Source organism: Pseudomonas sp. BN414, assembly GCF_029871275.1.
GTDB classification, from domain to species: domain Bacteria; phylum Pseudomonadota; class Gammaproteobacteria; order Pseudomonadales; family Pseudomonadaceae; genus Metapseudomonas; species Metapseudomonas resinovorans_C.
In genome coordinates, this window is sequence record NZ_SSOL01000076.1 from 121,797 (window position 1) to 139,994 (window position 18,198).

The window sequence follows — 18,198 nt, forward strand, 5'->3', positions numbered from 1 at the left end:
ATATGGAGACTGACATGAGTGCAGTGATCGACCACGATCATGCCGGGCATGATCACCACCACGGTCCGGCCAAGGGCCTGATGCGCTGGGTGCTGACCACCAACCACAAGGACATCGGCACGATGTACCTGTGGTTCAGCTTCGCCGCGTTCCTGCTGGGCGGCTCGATGGCGATGGTGATTCGCGCCGAGCTGTTCCAGCCGGGCCTGCAGATCGTGCAGCCGGAATTCTTCAACCAGATGACCACCATGCACGGCCTGATCATGGTGTTCGGTGCTGTGATGCCGGCCTTCGTCGGCCTGGCCAACTGGATGATTCCGCTGATGATCGGCGCGCCGGACATGGCCCTGCCGCGCATGAACAACTTCAGCTTCTGGTTGCTGCCGGCCGCCTTCGGCCTGCTGGTCAGCACCCTGTTCACCGCTGGTGGCGGACCGAACTTCGGCTGGACCTTCTACGCGCCGCTATCGACCACGTACGCGCCGGAGAGCGTCACCTACTTCATCTTCGCCATCCACCTGATGGGCATCAGCTCGATCATGGGGGCGATCAACGTGATCGCCACCATCCTCAACCTGCGTGCCCCTGGCATGACCCTGATGAAGATGCCGCTGTTCGTCTGGACCTGGCTGATCACCGCTTTCCTGCTGATCGCGGTGATGCCGGTACTGGCTGGCTGCGTGACCATGATGCTGATGGACATCCACTTCGGCACCAGCTTCTTCAGCGCCGCCGGTGGCGGTGACCCGGTGCTGTTCCAGCACGTGTTCTGGTTCTTCGGCCATCCCGAGGTGTACATCATGATCCTGCCCGCCTTCGGCGCGGTCAGCTCGATCATCCCGGCCTTCAGCCGCAAGCCGCTGTTTGGCTACACCTCGATGGTCTACGCCACGGCGTCGATCGCCTTCTTGTCCTTCATCGTCTGGGCGCACCACATGTTCACCGTGGGCATCCCGCTGACCGGTGAGCTGTTCTTCATGTTCGCCACCATGCTGATCGCCGTGCCCACCGGGGTGAAGGTGTTCAACTGGGTGAGCACCATGTGGGAAGGCTCGCTGACCTTCGAGACGCCCATGCTGTTCGCCGTGGCCTTCGTCATCCTGTTCACCATCGGCGGCTTCTCCGGGCTGATGCTGGCCATCGCACCGGCGGACTTCCAGTATCACGACACCTACTTCGTGGTGGCTCACTTCCACTACGTGCTGGTGCCCGGCGCCATCTTCGGCATCTTCGCCTCGGCCTATTACTGGCTGCCGAAGTGGACTGGCCACATGTACGACGAAACCCTCGGCAAGCTGCACTTCTGGCTGAGCTTCATCGGCATGAACATGGCGTTCTTCCCCATGCACTTCGTGGGGCTGGCGGGCATGCCGCGGCGGATTCCGGACTACAACCTGCAGTTCGCCGACTTCAACATGATCTCGTCCATCGGTGCGTTCAGCTTCGGGGCAACCCAGTTCCTCTTCCTGTTCATCGTCATCAAGTGCATCCGGGGCGGCAAGAAGGCTCCGGCCAAGCCTTGGGACGGCGCCGAAGGGCTGGAGTGGACCGTGCCGTCGCCGGCGCCCTACCACACCTTCTCCACGCCGCCGGAAGTGAAGTGAGATGAGCGGGGAACTGAGCACTCGCCGCCTGATCCTGCGCCTCCTGGTGCTGGTGGTGGCGATGTTCGGCTTCGGTTTCGCCCTGGTGCCGATCTATGACGTGATGTGCCAGGCGTTCGGCATCAACGGCAAGACCACCGGGTCGGCCTACGAGGGCGCCCAGAACGAAGACCAGCAGCGTCAGGTGCGAGTGCAGTTCCTCGCCACCAACGCTGCCGGGATGAGCTGGGAGTTCCGTCCCAAGGCGGACGATCTGGTGGTGCATCCGGGGGCGAGCAACGAGATGCTGTTCATTGCCTACAACCCCACCGACAAGCCGATGACGGCCCAGGCCATTCCCAGCGTGGCGCCGTCCAAGGCGGCGGCGTTCTTCCACAAGACCGAATGCTTCTGTTTCACCCAGCAGGTACTGCAGCCCGGCCAGCGCATCGAGATGCCGGTGCGCTTCATCGTCGATCGCGACCTGCCGGCCGATGTGCATCACCTGACCCTCGCTTACACGCTGTTCGATATCACCGCCCGCAAGCCACCAGTCGCCAGGAATGACGGCTGACGGGACGATAAGGAGAACAACAACGATGGCTAGTCACGAGCAGTATTACGTCCCGGCCCAGAGCAAGTGGCCGATCATTGCCACCATCGGCCTGCTGACCACGGTCTACGGCCTGGGCACTTGGTTCAACGACCTCAAGGCGGCGCGGCCGGATTCAAACGGCCCGATCATCTTCTTCGTCGGTGGGCTGATCCTGGCCTACATGCTGTTCGGCTGGTTCGGCAATGTGATCCGAGAAAGTCGCGGCGGACTCTACAGCCCGCAGATGGACCGCTCCTTCCGCTGGGGCATGAGTTGGTTCATCTTCTCCGAGGTGATGTTCTTCGCCGCGTTCTTCGGCGCCCTGTTCTACATCCGCCACTTCGCCGGCCCCTGGCTCGGCGGGGAAGGCGCCAAGGGCGTCGCCAACATGCTCTGGCCGAACTTCGAGTACGCCTGGCCGCTGCTGAACAACCCGGATTCCAAGCTGTTCCCGCCGCCCAAGGCGGTGATCGACCCGTGGCACCTGCCGCTGATCAACACCCTGCTGCTGGTGACCTCGAGCTTCACCGTGACCTTCGCTCACCACGCACTGCGCAAGAACAAGCGCGGCCCGCTCAAGCTGTGGTTGGCGCTGACCATCCTGTTGGGGGTGACCTTCCTGGGCTTCCAGGCCGAGGAGTACATCCACGCCTACAAGGAACTGGGGCTGACTCTTGGCTCGGGCATCTACGGCGCCACCTTCTTCATGCTCACGGGCTTCCACGGTGCCCACGTGACCATGGGGGCGCTGATCCTGACGGTGATGCTGGTGCGCATCCTGCGCGGCCACTTCGATCCCGAGCATCACTTCGGCTTCGAGGCGGCGGCTTGGTACTGGCACTTTGTGGACGTGGTCTGGATCGGCCTGTTCACCTTCGTCTACGTGTTGTGAGGAAGGCGGCCGCAAGCGGGGGCTTGCGGCTTACCAGGTGACTTGAGAAACGAACTGGCCGCTGTAAAAACCCCAGGCAATGAGCGCCAGGGTGATGGCGGTCAGGATTACACGAACCGTTAGCGCATTGACCACGCGGGAGCTGCGTCCTTCGTCCTTGACCAGGAAGAAAAGGCCGCTGAACAGGCTGACCATCGTGGCAAGCAACATGAGGACGATCGCAGCTTTGAGCATGCGTGACTCCGGGGGAAGGGGGATGTTGTGCAGTATAGCCAGCCCTGTTCAGCGTCACGGACGACGCTCATGAGTGGCTTCCGGCCTGGCCTGGCGCCTACCCTGGTGGTGCTCGCGCTGCTGCCGGTGCTCATCGGCCTGGGCTTCTGGCAGCTTTCCCGTGCAGACGAAAAACGCCAGCTGCTGGCTGCCGCCGAGGCCCGCCGCATCGCCGCCCCAACCACCCTCGATGCGCTTCTCGCCAGTGCCGACCCCGCCTACTTGCGGGTGCGTCTGCAGGGCCATTTCGACGCCGCACACAGCCTGCTGCTGGACAGCCGCATCCGCGACGGAAAGGCCGGCGTCGAGTTGCTGCAACCCTTCCAGGACAACGCCAGTGGCCAGTGGCTGCTGGTCAACCGTGGCTGGCTGCCCTGGCCGGATCGCCGGGTCGCGCCGACCTTCAGCACCCCGGACGGTGCCCAGGAATTGACCGCCTGGGCTTATGTGCCGCCGGGAGCGGCATTCGAACTCAAGCATCTGGAAGCGAGCGGCTGGCCTCAACTGGTCAACCAGGTGGATGCCGGCGCGCTCTGGAAACACCTGGGCCGCAATGGCGTACCCCTTGAGCTGCGCCTGGAGGAAAGCCCGGCGGCCTATCGCAGCGATTGGCCAGTGGTCGCCATGGGCCCGGAAAAACACCTTGGCTACGCCGTGCAATGGTTCGCCCTGGCGGCCGCTCTGCTCGGCCTGTTCATCTACTTCGGATTGCGCAAAGGACGGGAGAACAACAATGAACCCAGCACTCGCCATGCCTGAGACCCTGCCGCCACGACGTCGTGGACGCATCCAGCTGCTGCTGATCCTGATGGTGGTGATCGGCCCGATGCTGTTGGCCACGGCCATGTACAAGTTCAGCTTCTGGGTGCCGGAGGGGCGCAGCTATCACGGCACTCTCATCGGCAATGGCCAGACCCTCAGTGACCTGGGTGTGCAGGACGCGGCGCCAGGGGAAACCTGGCAACTGCTGGTCACTGCGCCTGCCGGCTGCCAGCAGGACTGCCAGCAGATGGTGTTCGTCGCACGGCAGATTCACATCGGTCTCGGGCGTGATGCCGGTCGCGCCAGCCACGCCCTGGCCGTTACCGGGGTGTCGGCTGAGTATGCGGAAAAGCTCAGCCAGGAGTATCCGCGCCTGAAGCGCTACGGCCTCGATCCGAGCACCTACACCAAGGCCACCGAGAACCTCGGCGGAGCCCAGCTGTGGATAGTCGACCCCCACGGTAACCTCGTGCTGCGCTACGACGGCACCACGAAGGGCAAGAAGATCCTCAACGACCTGCGTCACCTGCTGAAGCTTTCCAATATCGGTTGAACGACCCCTTTCTCCGGAAAGGTGAGGAGCGGCTGCTGTGGATAAGTACAAGAACCGGCCCGGATTCCGCCTCGCCCTGTTCGCCACCCTGCTGGCAGTGGTGGTGGTGCTGCTGGGCGCCTACACCCGTCTGACCCATGCCGGCCTCGGCTGCCCGGACTGGCCGGGTTGTTACGGCTTCATCAGCGTGCCGCAGTCCGAGACCCAACTGGCCCACGCCGAAGCCAACTTCCCCCACGCACCGGTGGAGGCCGAGAAAGGCTGGAACGAGATGGTCCACCGCTACTTTGCCGGCACCCTCGGCCTGGTGATCCTCGGTCTGGCGATCCATGCCGTGCGCCTGCGCGGACGTGACGGCCAGCCCCTGAAACTGCCGCTGCTGCTCGTGGGCGTGGTAATCGCCCAGGCCGCATTCGGCATGTGGACGGTGACCCTGCAACTCTGGCCCCAGGTGGTCACCGCGCACCTGCTGGGCGGCTTCACCACGCTGTCCCTGTTGCTGCTGCTCAGCCTGCGGTTGTCCAACGCCTTTCCGGCTCTCCAGCTGCCGGCGCGGTTGCGACGCCTGGCAGTGCTGGGGCTGGCGCTGGTCATCGGACAGATCGCCCTGGGAGGCTGGGTCAGCTCCAACTACGCGGCCGTGGCCTGCGTCGACCTGCCCACCTGCCACGGGCAGTGGTGGCCGGCGATGGACTTCGCCAACGGCTTCCACCTGACCCAGCACATCGGCCCGAACTACCTGGGTGGGCAACTGGACAGCGACGCCCGCACCGCCATCCATATGACCCATCGCCTCGGCGCCCTGGCCGTGACCCTGGTACTGCTGGTCCTCGCCTGGCAGTTGCGCGGCGCCGGCCTGCCGCGTCTTGCGGGACTGCTGCTGGCCGCGCTGTGCCTGCAAGTGGGGCTGGGCATCAGCAACGTGATCTTCCACCTGCCGCTGCCGGTGGCGGTGGCCCACAACGGTGGCGGCGCCCTGCTGCTGCTGGTGCTGGTCACCACCAATTACCGGGTGCGCGCTTCAGCCCTTTCGGTAGGAGCGAGCTCTGCTCGCGAACGCGGGATTGCTGGGGAATCGCGAGCAGAGCTCGCTCCTACAGTAATCACTTCGCCCAGCAAATAAGGAGTACACGCCATGGCCACTCTGCTCAGCCAAGGACACAGCCAGGCCCGTGCCAGCTGGCGCGACTACCTGGAACTGACCAAACCCAAGGTGGTGGTGCTGATGCTCATCACTTCCCTGGTCGGCATGTTCCTCGCCACCCGCGCCGGGGTGCCCTGGACGGTGCTGCTGTTCGGCAACATCGGTATCGGTCTCTGTGCCGGTGCGGCGGCGGCGGTCAACCATGTGGTGGATCGGCGCATCGACTCGATCATGGCGCGCACCCTGAAGCGTCCCGTGGTCAACGGCCGCGTCTCGCCGACTGCGGCGCTGGCATTCGCTTTCGTCCTCGCGGTGCTCGGGCAGGCCCTGCTGCTGGCCTTTACCAACGAACTGACTGCCTGGCTGACCCTGGCCTCGCTGGTGGGTTACGCGGTGCTCTACACCGGCTTCCTCAAACGTGCCACGCCGCAGAACATCGTCATCGGCGGTCTGGCCGGCGCCGCGCCGCCGCTGCTGGGCTGGGTCGCCGTCACCGGCCATCTCACCGCCGAGCCGTTGCTGCTGGTGCTGATCATCTTCGCCTGGACGCCGCCGCACTTCTGGGCGCTGGCCATCCACCGCAAGGAGGAATACGCCAAGGCCGACATCCCGATGCTGCCGGTGACCCACGGCGAGCACTACACCAAGGTGCACATCCTGCTCTATACGCTGGTGATGTTCGCGGTCAGCCTGCTGCCCTATGCCATCCACATGAGCGGCGTGCTCTATCTGGTCTGCGCGGTGGCACTGGGCGCGCGCTTCCTGCAGTGGGCCTGGGTGCTGTACCGTGACAGCAGACCGCACGCGGCGATCAAGACCTTCAAGTACTCTATCGCCTACCTCTTCCTGCTGTTCATCGCCCTGCTGGTGGACCACTACCTGATGCTGAACCTATGACCAGAATCCAGAAAACCGTCTTCGTCCTCGTTGCCCTCGTGGCGGTGGTGCTCGGTCTCACCGTGCACCGGGTCCTGACCAGCCAGGCCCAGGCCGACCCGACCAAACTGCTCGACGCGGGCATCGTGCTGCTGCCGCAAAGCCGCACCCTGCCGACCCTGGAAATGGTCGACCAGAACGGTGCGAAGGTCGCGGTAGACCAGTTCAAGGACAAATGGAGCCTGGTGTTCTTCGGCTACACCTTCTGCCCGGACATCTGCCCCACTACCCTGGCACAGATGCGTGAACTCAAGGGCCTGCTGCCGCAGGAGGCGCAGAACAACCTGCGTTTCGTCTTCGTCAGTGTTGACCCGAACCGCGACACGCCGCAGCAGATCAAGCAGTACCTGGGTTATTTCGATCCGAGCTTCGTCGGCATCACCAGCGACCTGCCCACCCTGCAGAAGCTGGCCAACGCCGTGAGCATCCCGTTCATCCCGGCTGACACCAGCAAGGAAAACTACACCGTCGACCACAGCGGCAACCTGGTGGTCCTCGGCCCGGACGGTACCCAGCGCGGCTTCATCCGTTCACCGCTGAACAACCAGAAGCTCAAGGAGCAGCTGCCGGGGCTGGTGACGCCGAAGAGCTGAGGGCTCTTGTAGGTTGGTGCGGGCGGCGTTCCGTCAGAGCGCAGCGAAGCCCAACGCGCGAGGTCCGACACTGCATTGTTGGGCCTCGCAGGCTCGGACCAACCTACGGAACTTGCGACGTATCTCGGTACAGCACCCACAAAAAAGCCCGCTCATTGAGCGGGCTTTTTCATTCAGCACGAAGCGATCAGAACGCCGGAACCACGGCGCCCTTGTACTTCTCCGCGATGAATTTCTTCACTTCGGGGCTGTTCAGGGCCTTGGCCAGTTTCTGCATGTCGGCGCTGGTCTTGTTGTCCTCACGGGCAACGAGGATGTTCACGTAGGGCGAGTCGCTGCCTTCGATCACCAGGGCGTCCTTGGTGGGGTTCAGCTTGGCTTCCAGCGCGTAGTTGGTGTTGATCAGCGCCAGGTCCACCTGATTCAGCACGCGCGGCAGGGTGGCGGCTTCCAGTTCACGCACCTTGATGCCCTTCGGGTTCTCGACGATGTCCTTCGGGGTGGCGGTGATGCTGGTGTTGTCCTTCAGCTTGATCACACCGGCCTTGTCCAGCAGCAGCAGGGCGCGGCCGCCGTTGGTGGCGTCGTTGGGGATGACCACCTGGGCGCCTTCAGGCAGCTCGGCCAGGGATTTCACCTTGCTGGAGTACGCGCCAAAGGGCTCGACGTGCACGCCGGTGACAGACACCAGCTTCACCTTGGTCTGACGGGCCTTGTTGAACTCGTCCAGGTAGGGCTGGTGCTGGAAGAAGTTGGCGTCCAGACGGCCTTCGGCAACCTGCACGTTGGGCTGTACGTAGTCGGTGAAGACTTTCACCTGCAGGTCCACGCCTTCCTTCGCCAGTTGCGGCTTGATGAACTCGAGGATTTCCGCGTGGGGCACCGGGGTAGCGGCGACTTTCAGGGTGTCGGCCTGGGCGGAGAGGGCGGTCAGGGCGGCGAACGCCACCAGCAGTTTCTTCATGAGCGGCTCCTTGTGGGAAGTCATCGGGCCGGCGTCTGGCCGGCGCCAGGTCATTTACGGGAGAAGTGCACCACCAGCTTGTCGCCGACGGTTTGCAGGATTTGGACGAGCACCAGCAGCAGGACCACGGTGACCACCATCACGTCGGTCTGGAAGCGCTGGTAGCCGAAGCGGATGGCCAGGTCGCCGAGGCCGCCCGCACCCACCACGCCCGCCATGGCGGTGTAGGACACCAGGGTGATGGCGGTGACGGTGATGGCGGCGAAGATGCCCGGCCGCGCTTCCGGCAGCAGGGCGTTCCAGATGATCTGGCGAGTGGTGGCGCCCATGGCCTGGGTGGCTTCGAGGATGCCGCGGTCCACTTCACGCAGGGCGGTTTCCACCAGGCGCGCGAAGAATGGCGTGGCACCTACCACCAGCGGCGGGATGGCGCCGGCGACACCCAGGGAGGTGCCGGTGATGAACACGGTGAAGGGGATCATCACGATCAGCAGGATGATGAAGGGCAGCGAGCGCAGCACGTTCACCAGCAGCGACAGCAAGCCGTAAACGGTCTTCTGCTCGAACAGCTGGCGCGGGCCGGTGAGGAACAGCAGCACGCCCAGCGGCAGGCCCAGCAGCACGGTGAATAGCAGCGAGCCACCCAGCATCAGGAAGGTGTCGAGGGTGGCGAGCCAGATTTCGTACCAGTCGATATTGGCGAGCAAGGCTTCCATCAGCGCAGGATCTCCAGGTGCACGTCCGCCGCGCGGAAGCAGCCAAGCGCGGCGTCGATGTCGCCGCCGGTCAGGGCCAGGGTCAGCTGGCCGTAGGGGGTGTCCTTGATACGGTCGATGCGGCCGGCAAGGATGCTGTAGTCGACGCCAGTCTGGCGCGCGACAGTGCCCAGCAGCGGGGCGTAGGTTGCCTCGCCACGGAAGGTCAGGCGCAGGATGCGGCCGCTGACGTGGGCGAAGTCGTCATGCTGTTCGCCTTCGTCCACCTGCTCGTCTTCTAGCACGAAACGCTGGGTGGTGGTGTGCTGCGGGTGCAGGAACACATCGGCCACCGCGCCCTGCTCGACGATCACACCACCGTCCATGACCGCCACGCGGTCGCAGACCCGGCGAATCACATCCATCTCGTGGGTGATGAGGACGATGGTGAGCTTCAGTTCGCGGTTGATCTCGGCCAGCAGTTGCAACACCGAGGCCGTGGTCTGCGGGTCGAGGGCGCTGGTGGCCTCGTCGCAGAGCAGGATCTTCGGCTGGGTGGCGAGAGCGCGGGCGATACCGACGCGCTGCTTCTGGCCGCCGGAAAGTTGCGCCGGGTACTTGCGGGCGTGGTCGCTGAGGCCGACGCGGGACAGCAGTTCGGCGACGCGGCGATCGATCTCTGCGCGGGACAACTCACCGGCCAGCTTCAGCGGTAATCCGACGTTTTCAGCAACGGTCTTGGATGCCAGCAGGTTGAAGTGCTGGAAAATCATCCCGACGCGCTGACGGAAACGGCGCAGGCCTTCGCTGTCCAGGGCGGTGATGTCTTCGCCGTCGATGACGATGCGACCGCCGGTGGGTTCTTCAAGGCGGTTGATCAGGCGCAGCAGGGTGCTCTTGCCGGCGCCCGAATGGCCGATCAGGCCGAACACTTCGCCGCTCTGGATGGCGAGGTCGGTCGGCTGCAGGGCCGGGATTTCGCGGCCTTCGACGCGGTACGCCTTGTGGACGTTATGGAATTCGATCACTGCGGAAACCTTGTGGGTTCGTCGTTAGCCGGATCGGCTAAAAACCGGCAAGTTTACCTGCTGGCACATAGGCACAGAAAATCTTTGTGGACCTATGGCTATAGCAATGGGGAATAAGCGACAGATGGACTTCGTCCAGTCTAGTCGCCGGCAGCCGGGCGCGTTCAGTGGCGGGGGCTGAGCACCAGGCGCGGCACCTGGTCGGGTTTCAGGGCCTGGCTGTACTGCGCCTTGAAGCCGGGATCGAGCTTTTTCACCCGAGCCGACAGCAGGGCGGCGACCCAGGGATAGTCCTTGGCCTCGCGCACCTGGATTTGTACGGCGCAATCGTGGGCGACGATATCGGCGGCCACGCCATCCAGCAGGCGGCGCAGGTTCTCGTTGTCGTCACGGTCGAGTTGGGGCATTTCCACCAGCGGCGTCAGGGCGCGCAGCGGTTTGGCGGCCTGGACGACGGGCTTTTCTGCCGCGGGGGCGTTGGGCAGCGTGGTGTTCGCCTGGATGGCGGCAGCTTGGCGCTCGGCAGCTTCGCGCAGCCGACGGGCCTGTTCCAGGCGCGCGGCGTTTTCCTTGGCGACTGCGGCCTCGCTGGCACGACGGGCCTGCTCGGCGCGGGCTTCGGCGTCTTCACGGGCCTTGTCGATGGCGCCGTCCAGGCCGGTGGTCAGGGCCGGTGCCTGCGGCATCAGGCTACGGGCATGGCTGAGGGCCTTGGCGGCGTTGTCCAGGTCGCCTTCCTGCAAGGCGGTCTGGCCGCGCTGCAGCCAGGCGTCGGCGAGCTGGCGCTGGTACTGCTCCAGTCGGGTGTCGCCGGCTGCGCTGGTCTCGAGCGCCTCGAGGCGGGCCTCCGCTTCGGTGAGCTTGCCTTCGGCGAGGTCTCGATCGAGGTGCTGGAAGCTGCTTACGAGTGCGTCCGTTGGCACGTCGGCCACTTGCTGGGCAGTCTGGCAGGCGGCCAACAGCAGGGAAAAGGCGACAACAGGCAGGCAACGAGTAGCGAACAGCTTCATTCCGGCAGGTCTCTGGTTGCTCAAAAAACGCGCGATTCTACACGGCAGCACCGTTCAGGACAAAAAGTAGGGGCAAATCGGCCGCGAGGATGGCATTTCTGGAGGCATCCAATCGGCCATGGAAGTGCTTTCCAGGCTCCAGTTCATTGCGCGGCTGCTGCACTATGGCCAGTCATGACGACAAGAACGGCGAGGACTGCCATGCACGCTGCCCACCCGGAATTCGATTACCTCATCGTCGGTGCCGGCCCCGCCGGTTGCCTGCTGGCCAACCGGCTTTCGGCCGACCCACGGGTGCGGGTTCTGCTGCTGGAGGCAGGCGGTCGTGACAACCATCCCTGGATTCACATTCCTGTCGGCTACCTCTATTGCATCGGCAACCCGCGCACCGACTGGTGCTACCGCACCGAGGCGGAGCCCGGCCTGCATGGTCGCAGCCTGGGTTACCCGCGCGGGCGGGTGCTGGGCGGCAGCTCCTCGATCAACGGGATGATTTACATGCGCGGCCAGGCTGCCGACTACGATCGCTGGGAGAGGCTCGGCAATGCGGGCTGGAGCTGGAAGGACGTGTTGCCCCTGTTCCTCAGGAGCGAAAGCCATTTTGGCGGTTCCAGCGAATTCCATAACGATGCCGGCGAGTGGCGGGTCGAACGCCAGCGCCTGTCCTGGGAAATCCTCGACGCCTTCCGGCTGGCCGCTGGCGAATGCGGGATCGCGCCGGTGGACGACTTCAACACCGGCGACAACCAGGGCTGCGGCTATTTCCAGGTGAACCAGCGCAACGGCGTGCGCTGGAATGCCTCCAAGGGCTTCCTGCGCCCGGTGCTGCACCGGCCGAACCTGACCGTACGCACGGGCGTGGAAGTGGACCGTCTACTGCTGGAACAGGGCCGTGCGGTGGGTGTGATCGGACGCTGGGAAGGCCTGCAGCAGGAGTTCCGCGCTCGCCGCGAAGTGATCCTCAGTGCCGGCGCCGTGGGGTCGCCCATGTTGCTGCAACGCTCGGGAATAGGTCCGCGGCCGTTGCTGGAGCGGCTGGGCATCGGCGTGCGTCACGAATTGGCCGGGGTGGGCGGCAACCTCCAGGACCATCTGCAATTGCGCCTGATCTTCAAGGTGTTCGGGGTGCCGACCCTCAACCAGCTCGCCGGCAGCCTGCGCGGCAAGCTGGGCATGGGACTGCGTTATCTCGCCACGCGCAGCGGTCCGCTGGCCATGGCGCCGAGCCAGCTGGGTGCCTTCGTGCGTTCAGGTCCCGAGCAGGCCAGGGCGAACCTCGAATACCACGTGCAGCCGCTGTCGCTGGAGCGCTTCGGTGAACCGCTGCATCCCTTCCCGGCGTTCACCGCCTCGGTGTGCAACTTGCGCCCGCAGAGTCGCGGCCGGGTGGATATTCGTTCCGTCGATCACCGGGCGCCGCCCCTGATCCAACCCCACTACCTGAGTGATGCCGAGGACCTACGGGTCGCCGCCGATGCCATTCGCCTGACTCGGCGCATCGCCGCTGCGCCCGCGTTGGCGCGCTATCGGCCGGAGGAATACCTGCCAGGCCCGGCGCTGCAGAGCGAAGAGGAGTTGCATGAGGCGGCGGGCCATATCGGCACCACCATCTTCCACCCGGTGGGCACCTGCCGCATGGGGCAGGATCGGGAAGCTGTGGTGGATGCCGAGCTGAAGGTGCACGGCATTCCGGGGTTGCGCATTGCCGACGCCTCGGTGATGCCGGAAATCGTCTCCGGCAACACCTGCTCACCGACCCTGATGATTGCGGAGAAGGCCGCCTCCCTGGTGCTCGCAGACCTCAGGCGCGTCGCGGCAGGGCAAAGCTGAAGAGGAACAGGCTGGCGGCGGAGACAACGATGGACGGGCCGGCCGGGGTGTCCTTGAACCAGGACAACGCCAGGCCTGCACAGACCGCCACTAGTCCCAGCAGGCTGGCGCCCAGGGCCATCTGTTCGGGGCTGCGCGCATGGCGCTGGGCGGCAGCGGCCGGAATGATCAGCAGCGAAGTGATCAGCAGCACGCCGACGATCTTCATGGCGACGGCGATGACGATGGCGATCAGCAGCATCAGGGCGAGGCGGATGGCCGCGACCGGCAGGCCTTCCACCCGCGCCAGTTCCTCGTGCACGGTGATTGCCAGCAGCGGTCGCCACATCGGGATCAGCACCAGCAGCACCAGCGCACTGCCACCGAGAATCCAGGCGAGGTCCGTGCGGCTCACCGCCAGCAGGTCGCCGAAGAGGTAGGCCATCAAGTCGATGCGCACCTCGCTCATGAAGCTCAGCACCACCAGGCCCAGGGACAGCGTGCTGTGGGCGAGGATGCCCAGCAGCGTGTCCGAGGCCAGCGGCTGGCGTTGTTGCAAGGTCACCAGCAGCACGGCGAGCAATACGCAGCCGACCGTCACCGCCAGGGTGGGGCTGACGTCCATCATCAGGCCGAGGGCCACGCCGAGCAGCGCGGCGTGGGACAGGGTGTCGCCAAAGTAGGCCATGCGCCGCCAGACCACGAAGGACCCGAGTGGACCCGCCACCAGGGCGAGGGCGAGGCCGGCGAGCAGCGCGTTGAGCAGGAAATCAGCCATGGTTGCAGTCGGGGCCGTGCTGGTGGACAGGAGTGAAACGGGTGCCGCTTGGGAAAGGTTGCTTCACCACTTCGCCATGCAAGTCATGGGCATGGTCGTGGTGGTGGTGATAGACCGCGAGGCTCTTGGCGTCCTGGCCGAACAGCTCGACGAACGCGGGGTCCCCGCTGACCTGCTCCGGGTGGCCGGAGCAGCAGACGTGGCGGTTCAGGCAGACCACCTGGTCGGTGGCGCTCATCACCAGGTGAAGGTCGTGGGAGACCATCAGCACGCCGCAGCCATGGCGGTCGCGCAGGCGGCTGATCAGGCGGTAGAGCTCGGCCTGGCCGGCGACATCGACGCCCTGCACCGGCTCGTCCAGCACCAGTAGCTCGGGCTCGCGCAGCAGGGCGCGGGCCAGCAGCACACGCTGCAACTCACCGCCGGAAATGTTCTGTAGCGGGCTGTCGATCACCTGGGCGGCGCCTACTTCATCCAGCGCGCCAAGTGCGGCCTTGCGGTCGACACCGGGCACCAGGCGCAGGAAACGCAGCACGGTGAGCGGCAGGGTCGCATCCACCTGGAGCTTCTGCGGCATGTAGCCGATATGCAGGCGCGGCTTGCGCCAGACCTCGCCCTTGTCCGGCTTGAGCAGGCCGAGCACCGTGCGCACCAGGGTGGTCTTGCCGGCGCCGTTGGGGCCGATCAGGGTGACAATCTCTCCGGCCTTCACGGCCAGATGCACGTCCTGCAGGACTGGCTGGCCCGCGAAGTCGACACCGATCTTGTCGAGGCGGATCAGAACGTCGCTCATGCAGCCACCTGGCAGCTGGCACAGAGACCGACGACTTCGACGGTCTGGCCTTCAACGACGAAGCCGACCGATTTGGCGCTGTCGACGATGGCCTGGCTGATGCTCGACTGCTCCAGCTCGATGGCCGTCTGGCAATTGCGGCAGATGAGGAACTGACCCTGGTGAGACTCGCCCGGGTGGTTGCAGCCGACGAAGGCGTTGAGCGAGGCGATACGGTGCACCAGGCCGTTGTCCAGGAGGAAGTCCAGGGCGCGGTAAACGGTGGGTGGCGCCGCGCGGCGACCGTCTTCTTCCGTCAGTACGCCGAGGATGTCGTAGGCGCCCAGCGGCTTATGGCTCTGCCAGACCAGTTCCAGCACACGCTTGCGCAGTGCGGTCAGGCGCAGGCCGTGGCGGCTGCAGATGGCGTCAGCTTCGGCCAGGGCGTTGGACACGCAGTGGGAATGGTCGTGGGGGCGGCAGGCCAGGGGGGCTTTTGCGCTGATCGGCTTGAGCATGGCGGCGGCGACGTCCGGTGAAAGAGACGTTATTCTATAACTCTTTTCCCGCCGAGTCTGTGCCGTGTTCCGTCTATTCGTCTCCGTGTTCCTCAGCGCTTGTGCCCTGTCGGCGCAGGCCGATGTGCGCCTTTTGACCAGCATCAAGCCGCTGCAACTGATCGCTGCCGCGGTGCAGGACGGCGCGGGCCAGCCGGATGTGCTGCTGCCTCCGGGCGCTTCGCCACACCAGTACGCCTTGCGCCCGTCCGATGTGCGCCGGGTACGCGAGGCGGACCTGTTTTACTGGGTCGGCCCCGACCTGGAAGGCTTCCTGCCCCGCGTGCTGCAGGGCCGTGACAAGCCCAGCGTGGCACTGCAAGGTGAGCCGGGCCTGACCCTGCGCCATTTCGAGGCGCTGCACGACGAGCACGAAGGTGAGCACGACGAACACGAGCACGACCATGATCATCGCCCGGGCTCCATCGACGCTCATCTCTGGTTGCTGCCGGCCAACGCCCGGGTGATCGCCGCGCGCATGGCAGCGGACCTCGCTGCGGCCGACCCGGCCAATGCCGCCCGCTACCAGGCCAACCTGAAAGCCTTCGGCGATCGCCTCGACCAGCTCGATGCCCGCCTCAAGGCGCGCATGGCCAAGGTCGCCGACAAGCCGTTCTTCGTCTTCCACGAAGCCTTCGACTACTTCGAGGCTGCCTATGGCCTGCGCCATGCGGGCGTCTTCAGCGTCGCCAGTGAAGTACAGCCCGGTGCCCGCCATGTCGCAGCCATGCGCGAGCGCCTGCAGAAAGCCGGTCCGAGCTGTGTGTTCAGCGAACCACCGGTGCGCCCGCGCCTCGCCGACACGCTGACCGCTGGACTCTCGGTGCGCATGGCTGAGCTGGATGCCCTGGGTATGAATGCGCCGGTGGCTGCCGATGGCTACGAGACCCTGCTGCAGAACCTGGGCGATGGCCTGGCGGGGTGCCTGGAGGCGCTCTGAGCATTGCTCGCCTTTCCCTCCGGTGGGCTGAAGCCCACGCTACAAGGGCATTCCGCACGGACTGCTAATGTGAGAGAGGGGCCGCGGGCCGCTTGATATGAATCAGCGGCCGGCATTCGTGGTCGGACTAGTCTGGACTCTTCATCGCAGGAGGGCAGCGGATGGCCAGAACGGGAACGCCCAAGCAGGTCCAGGGCAATCACGGCATCGCCTTGCAGGCGGCGTCGGAGGATATCTGGGACAGCAAATACCGTCTCAAGCACAAGGACGGCACGCCCCTCGATCTCACCCCGGACGCTACCTGGCAGCGCGTGGCGCGCGCCTTGTCCGAGGTGGAAGCCGATGCCGCGGCCCGCGAGCACTGGTACGAGCGATTCCTCTGGGCCCTGCGCAATGGTGCTATTCCTGCCGGCCGGATCATCTCTAACGCCGGCGCCCAGGACTTCAAGCCAGCCACATCCACCATCAATTGCACCGTCTCCGGCACCATCCTCGACTCCATGGACGACATCCTCGGCAAGGTCCATGAAGCCGGTTTGACGCTCAAGGCCGGCTGCGGCATCGGTTACGAATTCAGTACCCTGCGCCCACGCGGCGCGTATGTCTCCGGTGCCGGCGCACAGACCAGCGGGCCGCTGTCCTTCATGGATATCTACGACAAGATGTGCTTCACCGTGAGCTCCGCCGGCGGCCGCCGGGGGGCGCAAATGGGCACCTTCGATGTCTGCCATCCGGACGTACGCGAGTTCATCCGCGCCAAGCGCGAGGACGGCCGCCTGCGCCAGTTCAACCTCAGCCTGCTGGTCAGCGATGCCTTCATGCACGCCGTTGAAAACGACACCGAATGGCCGCTGCTCTACCCGGTTCACCCCAAGGAACGGGACGAGCTGGACTTCGGCGATCCGACCCAGGTGATCTGGCGCGACTGGCCTGTGCACGACGGTTACATCGTCCGCGAAGACGGCCTGGTGGCCTGCAAGGTCTACGGGCGCGTCCAGGCCCGGCACTTGTGGGACATGATCATGGTGTCCACCTACGACTTCGCCGAGCCGGGCTTCATCCTCATCGACCGGGTCAACGAGCTGAACAACAACTGGTGGTGCGAGGCGATCCGCGCGACCAACCCGTGCGGAGAGCAGCCACTTCCTCCTTATGGCTCCTGCCTGCTCGGCTCGATCAATCTCACGGCCTTCGTCGAGGACCCGTTCACTGACGAGGCGCATTTCGATTGGGAGCGCTTCCGCGCGGTGGTGCGGGTATTCACCCGGATGCTCGATAACGTGGTGGAAGTGAACGGCCTGCCGCTTGCTCGCCAGCGCGAGGAAATCCTCGGCAAGCGCCGCCACGGTATGGGGTTCCTGGGGCTCGGCTCGGCCCTTGCGCTGCTGCGGTTGCGCTACGGCAGTACCGAGGCCTGTGTGTTCACCGAGGAAGTGACGCGGGAAATGGCCCTGGCCGGTTGGCAGGTTGCGTTGGAGCTGGCGCGGGAGAAAGGTCCGGCGCCGATCCTGACCCAGGACTACGAGGTGACCGCCGCCATGCTGCGCAAACGACCGGAGATGGTGGACGACGGCTACAAGGTCGGTGACCGGGTGCCCGGCCGCGTCCTGCATGCTCGTTATTCCCGCTATATGCAGCGCATCGCCGAGCATGCGCCGGAACTGGTGGCCGAGCTGGCCGAAGTGGGCGCGCGCTTCACCCATCACAGCTCCATCGCGCCGACCGGCACCATCAGCCTGAGCCTGGCCAACAACGCCTCGAACGGCATCGAGCCGAGCTACGCCCACCAGTATTCGCGCAACCTGATCCGCCCCGGTCGCAAGACCAAGGAGAAGATCGATGTCTGCAGCTACGAGCTGCTGGCGTACCGCGCGTTGGTCAACGCCCAGGCGCGGCCCGAGGCCGATCATCCTGGGCAGCGCCTGCCGGACTACTTCGTCAGCGCCGACGACATCAGCCCGGCGGAGCATGTGGACATGCAGGCGGCGGCGCAGCGATGGATCGACTCGTCCATCTCCAAGACCGCCAACGTGCCCACCGACTTTCGGTTCGAAGATTTCAAGGACATCTACCTCCAGGCGTGGCGCCAGGGACTCAAGGGCTGCACGACCTTCCGCTTCAATCCGGCCGCCTTCCAGGGCGTGCTGGTGAAGGACTCGGACCTGGAGAGGACCGTCTACCGTTTCGAACTGGAGGACGGCACGCTGGTGGAACTGCGTGGCAACGAAGAAGTGGAGTACGACGGCGAGGTGCACACCGCCGCCAACCTCTTCGACGCGCTGAAAGAAGGCTATTACGGCAGGTACTGAACGCC

Annotated in this window: 19 protein-coding genes; 11 read left to right on the forward strand and 8 right to left on the reverse strand. The window is 65.1% G+C overall.

The genetic code is table 11. The annotated features are described in order from the left end of the window. The first annotated feature begins 14 nt into the window (after positions 1 to 14). From ctaD to E8E95_RS24450, 3 genes are read left to right on the forward strand one after another with little or no spacing between them, the layout of a single operon-like run. Entirely contained in the window at positions 15 to 1,604 is a 1,590-nt protein-coding gene (gene ctaD / locus E8E95_RS24440; protein WP_077527615.1) for a cytochrome c oxidase subunit I, read from the forward strand. Position 1,605: 1 nt separating this feature from the next. Beyond that, entirely contained in the window at positions 1,606 to 2,157 is a 552-nt protein-coding gene (locus E8E95_RS24445; RefSeq protein WP_179061509.1) for a cytochrome c oxidase assembly protein, read from the forward strand. 25 nt (positions 2,158 to 2,182) lie between these two features. Further along, positions 2,183 to 3,070: a cytochrome c oxidase subunit 3 gene (locus E8E95_RS24450; protein WP_077527556.1), complete on the forward strand. Its 888-nt coding sequence runs from the start codon at positions 2,183 to 2,185 to the stop codon at positions 3,068 to 3,070. A 30-nt stretch (positions 3,071 to 3,100) separates the two neighbouring features. Here the strand turns inward: E8E95_RS24450 and E8E95_RS24455 are convergent, their stop codons facing one another. Further along, positions 3,101 to 3,304 carry a twin transmembrane helix small protein gene (locus tag E8E95_RS24455; RefSeq protein ID WP_077527557.1) on the reverse strand — a complete coding sequence of 68 codons (204 nt, stop codon included), beginning with the start codon at positions 3,302 to 3,304 and terminating at the stop codon, positions 3,101 to 3,103. Between the two features lie 69 nt (positions 3,305 to 3,373). Between E8E95_RS24455 and E8E95_RS24460 the strand changes: the two genes are divergently transcribed. From E8E95_RS24460 to E8E95_RS24480, 5 genes are read left to right on the forward strand one after another with little or no spacing between them, the layout of a single operon-like run. After that, positions 3,374 to 4,102 (forward strand): SURF1 family protein, encoded by a 729-nt coding sequence (locus tag E8E95_RS24460; RefSeq protein WP_280354543.1) that lies wholly within the window; start codon positions 3,374 to 3,376, stop codon positions 4,100 to 4,102. Continuing rightward, the gene (locus E8E95_RS24465; protein WP_280354545.1) at positions 4,077 to 4,658 is read left to right on the forward strand and encodes a hypothetical protein; all 582 of its coding nucleotides are present in this window, start codon (positions 4,077 to 4,079) and stop codon (positions 4,656 to 4,658) included. Before E8E95_RS24460 ends, E8E95_RS24465 begins: the two co-directional genes overlap by 26 nt. A 37-nt stretch (positions 4,659 to 4,695) precedes the next feature. Then, complete coding sequence (locus E8E95_RS24470) at positions 4,696 to 5,781, forward strand: COX15/CtaA family protein (protein ID WP_280354547.1); 1,086 nt, start codon at positions 4,696 to 4,698, stop codon at positions 5,779 to 5,781. Positions 5,782 to 5,793: 12 nt separating this feature from the next. Continuing rightward, positions 5,794 to 6,699, forward strand: a complete 906-nt coding sequence (gene cyoE / locus E8E95_RS24475) for a heme o synthase (protein WP_280354549.1) — start codon at positions 5,794 to 5,796, stop codon at positions 6,697 to 6,699. Continuing rightward, complete coding sequence (locus tag E8E95_RS24480; protein ID WP_179061515.1) at positions 6,696 to 7,331, forward strand: SCO family protein; 636 nt, start codon at positions 6,696 to 6,698, stop codon at positions 7,329 to 7,331. The genes cyoE and E8E95_RS24480 overlap by 4 nt, the downstream gene beginning before the upstream one ends. 187 nt (positions 7,332 to 7,518) lie before the next feature. On the opposite strand, the gene E8E95_RS24485 is transcribed toward E8E95_RS24480, so the two are convergent. The 4 genes from E8E95_RS24485 to E8E95_RS24500 all read right to left on the reverse strand — a co-directional run bounded on the left by E8E95_RS24485 (position 7,519) and on the right by E8E95_RS24500 (position 11,028). After that, entirely contained in the window at positions 7,519 to 8,295 is a 777-nt protein-coding gene (locus E8E95_RS24485) for a MetQ/NlpA family ABC transporter substrate-binding protein (protein WP_280354551.1), read from the reverse strand. Positions 8,296 to 8,345: 50 nt separating this feature from the next. Next, positions 8,346 to 9,011 (reverse strand): methionine ABC transporter permease, encoded by a 666-nt coding sequence (locus tag E8E95_RS24490; protein ID WP_280354553.1) that lies wholly within the window; start codon positions 9,009 to 9,011, stop codon positions 8,346 to 8,348. Next, entirely contained in the window at positions 9,011 to 10,018 is a 1,008-nt protein-coding gene (locus tag E8E95_RS24495) for a methionine ABC transporter ATP-binding protein (protein ID WP_280354554.1), read from the reverse strand. Before E8E95_RS24495 ends, E8E95_RS24490 begins: the two co-directional genes overlap by 1 nt. Positions 10,019 to 10,182: 164 nt before the next feature. Continuing rightward, on the reverse strand, positions 10,183 to 11,028 hold the full coding sequence (locus E8E95_RS24500) for a PA5502 family lipoprotein (protein ID WP_280354555.1): 846 nt from the start codon (positions 11,026 to 11,028) through the stop codon (positions 10,183 to 10,185). A gap of 201 nt (positions 11,029 to 11,229) precedes the next feature. Between E8E95_RS24500 and E8E95_RS24505 the strand changes: the two genes are divergently transcribed. Beyond that, entirely contained in the window at positions 11,230 to 12,858 is a 1,629-nt protein-coding gene (locus E8E95_RS24505; RefSeq protein ID WP_280354556.1) for a GMC family oxidoreductase N-terminal domain-containing protein, read from the forward strand. On the opposite strand, the gene znuB is transcribed toward E8E95_RS24505, so the two are convergent. From znuB to E8E95_RS24520, 3 genes are read right to left on the reverse strand one after another with little or no spacing between them, the layout of a single operon-like run. Next, complete coding sequence (znuB, locus tag E8E95_RS24510) at positions 12,830 to 13,615, reverse strand: zinc ABC transporter permease subunit ZnuB (protein ID WP_280354558.1); 786 nt, start codon at positions 13,613 to 13,615, stop codon at positions 12,830 to 12,832. The two genes, E8E95_RS24505 and znuB, sit on opposite strands and share 29 nt — an antisense overlap. After that, positions 13,608 to 14,408: a zinc ABC transporter ATP-binding protein ZnuC gene (gene znuC, locus E8E95_RS24515; RefSeq protein ID WP_179061525.1), complete on the reverse strand. Its 801-nt coding sequence runs from the start codon at positions 14,406 to 14,408 to the stop codon at positions 13,608 to 13,610. Before znuC ends, znuB begins: the two co-directional genes overlap by 8 nt. Beyond that, entirely contained in the window at positions 14,405 to 14,905 is a 501-nt protein-coding gene (locus E8E95_RS24520; protein WP_120653769.1) for a Fur family transcriptional regulator, read from the reverse strand. Before E8E95_RS24520 ends, znuC begins: the two co-directional genes overlap by 4 nt. Before the next feature lie 64 nt (positions 14,906 to 14,969). Between E8E95_RS24520 and E8E95_RS24525 the strand changes: the two genes are divergently transcribed. Next, on the forward strand, positions 14,970 to 15,884 hold the full coding sequence (locus E8E95_RS24525) for a zinc ABC transporter substrate-binding protein (protein ID WP_280354561.1): 915 nt from the start codon (positions 14,970 to 14,972) through the stop codon (positions 15,882 to 15,884). Between the two features lie 161 nt (positions 15,885 to 16,045). Beyond that, the gene (locus E8E95_RS24530; protein ID WP_280354563.1) at positions 16,046 to 18,193 is read left to right on the forward strand and encodes an adenosylcobalamin-dependent ribonucleoside-diphosphate reductase; all 2,148 of its coding nucleotides are present in this window, start codon (positions 16,046 to 16,048) and stop codon (positions 18,191 to 18,193) included. Positions 18,194 to 18,198: the final 5 nt, after the last annotated feature.

Excerpts from the sequence above, each read along its gene's own strand:
- ctaD (WP_077527615.1), top strand. The coding sequence starts at position 15 with ATGAGTGCAGTGATCGACCACGATCATGCCGGGCATGATCACCACCAC.
- E8E95_RS24445 (WP_179061509.1), top strand. The coding sequence starts at position 1,606 with ATGAGCGGGGAACTGAGCACTCGCCGCCTGATCCTGCGCCTCCTGGTG.
- E8E95_RS24450 (WP_077527556.1), top strand. The coding sequence starts at position 2,183 with ATGGCTAGTCACGAGCAGTATTACGTCCCGGCCCAGAGCAAGTGGCCG.
- E8E95_RS24455 (WP_077527557.1), bottom strand. The coding sequence starts at position 3,304 with ATGCTCAAAGCTGCGATCGTCCTCATGTTGCTTGCCACGATGGTCAGC.
- E8E95_RS24460 (WP_280354543.1), top strand. The coding sequence starts at position 3,374 with ATGAGTGGCTTCCGGCCTGGCCTGGCGCCTACCCTGGTGGTGCTCGCG.
- E8E95_RS24465 (WP_280354545.1), top strand. The coding sequence starts at position 4,077 with ATGAACCCAGCACTCGCCATGCCTGAGACCCTGCCGCCACGACGTCGT.
- cyoE (WP_280354549.1), top strand. The coding sequence starts at position 5,794 with ATGGCCACTCTGCTCAGCCAAGGACACAGCCAGGCCCGTGCCAGCTGG.
- E8E95_RS24480 (WP_179061515.1), top strand. The coding sequence starts at position 6,696 with ATGACCAGAATCCAGAAAACCGTCTTCGTCCTCGTTGCCCTCGTGGCG.
- E8E95_RS24485 (WP_280354551.1), bottom strand. The coding sequence starts at position 8,295 with ATGAAGAAACTGCTGGTGGCGTTCGCCGCCCTGACCGCCCTCTCCGCC.
- E8E95_RS24490 (WP_280354553.1), bottom strand. The coding sequence starts at position 9,011 with ATGGAAGCCTTGCTCGCCAATATCGACTGGTACGAAATCTGGCTCGCC.
- E8E95_RS24500 (WP_280354555.1), bottom strand. The coding sequence starts at position 11,028 with ATGAAGCTGTTCGCTACTCGTTGCCTGCCTGTTGTCGCCTTTTCCCTG.
- E8E95_RS24505 (WP_280354556.1), top strand. The coding sequence starts at position 11,230 with ATGCACGCTGCCCACCCGGAATTCGATTACCTCATCGTCGGTGCCGGC.
- znuB (WP_280354558.1), bottom strand. The coding sequence starts at position 13,615 with ATGGCTGATTTCCTGCTCAACGCGCTGCTCGCCGGCCTCGCCCTCGCC.
- znuC (WP_179061525.1), bottom strand. The coding sequence starts at position 14,408 with ATGAGCGACGTTCTGATCCGCCTCGACAAGATCGGTGTCGACTTCGCG.
- E8E95_RS24520 (WP_120653769.1), bottom strand. The coding sequence starts at position 14,905 with ATGCTCAAGCCGATCAGCGCAAAAGCCCCCCTGGCCTGCCGCCCCCAC.
- E8E95_RS24530 (WP_280354563.1), top strand. The coding sequence starts at position 16,046 with ATGGCCAGAACGGGAACGCCCAAGCAGGTCCAGGGCAATCACGGCATC.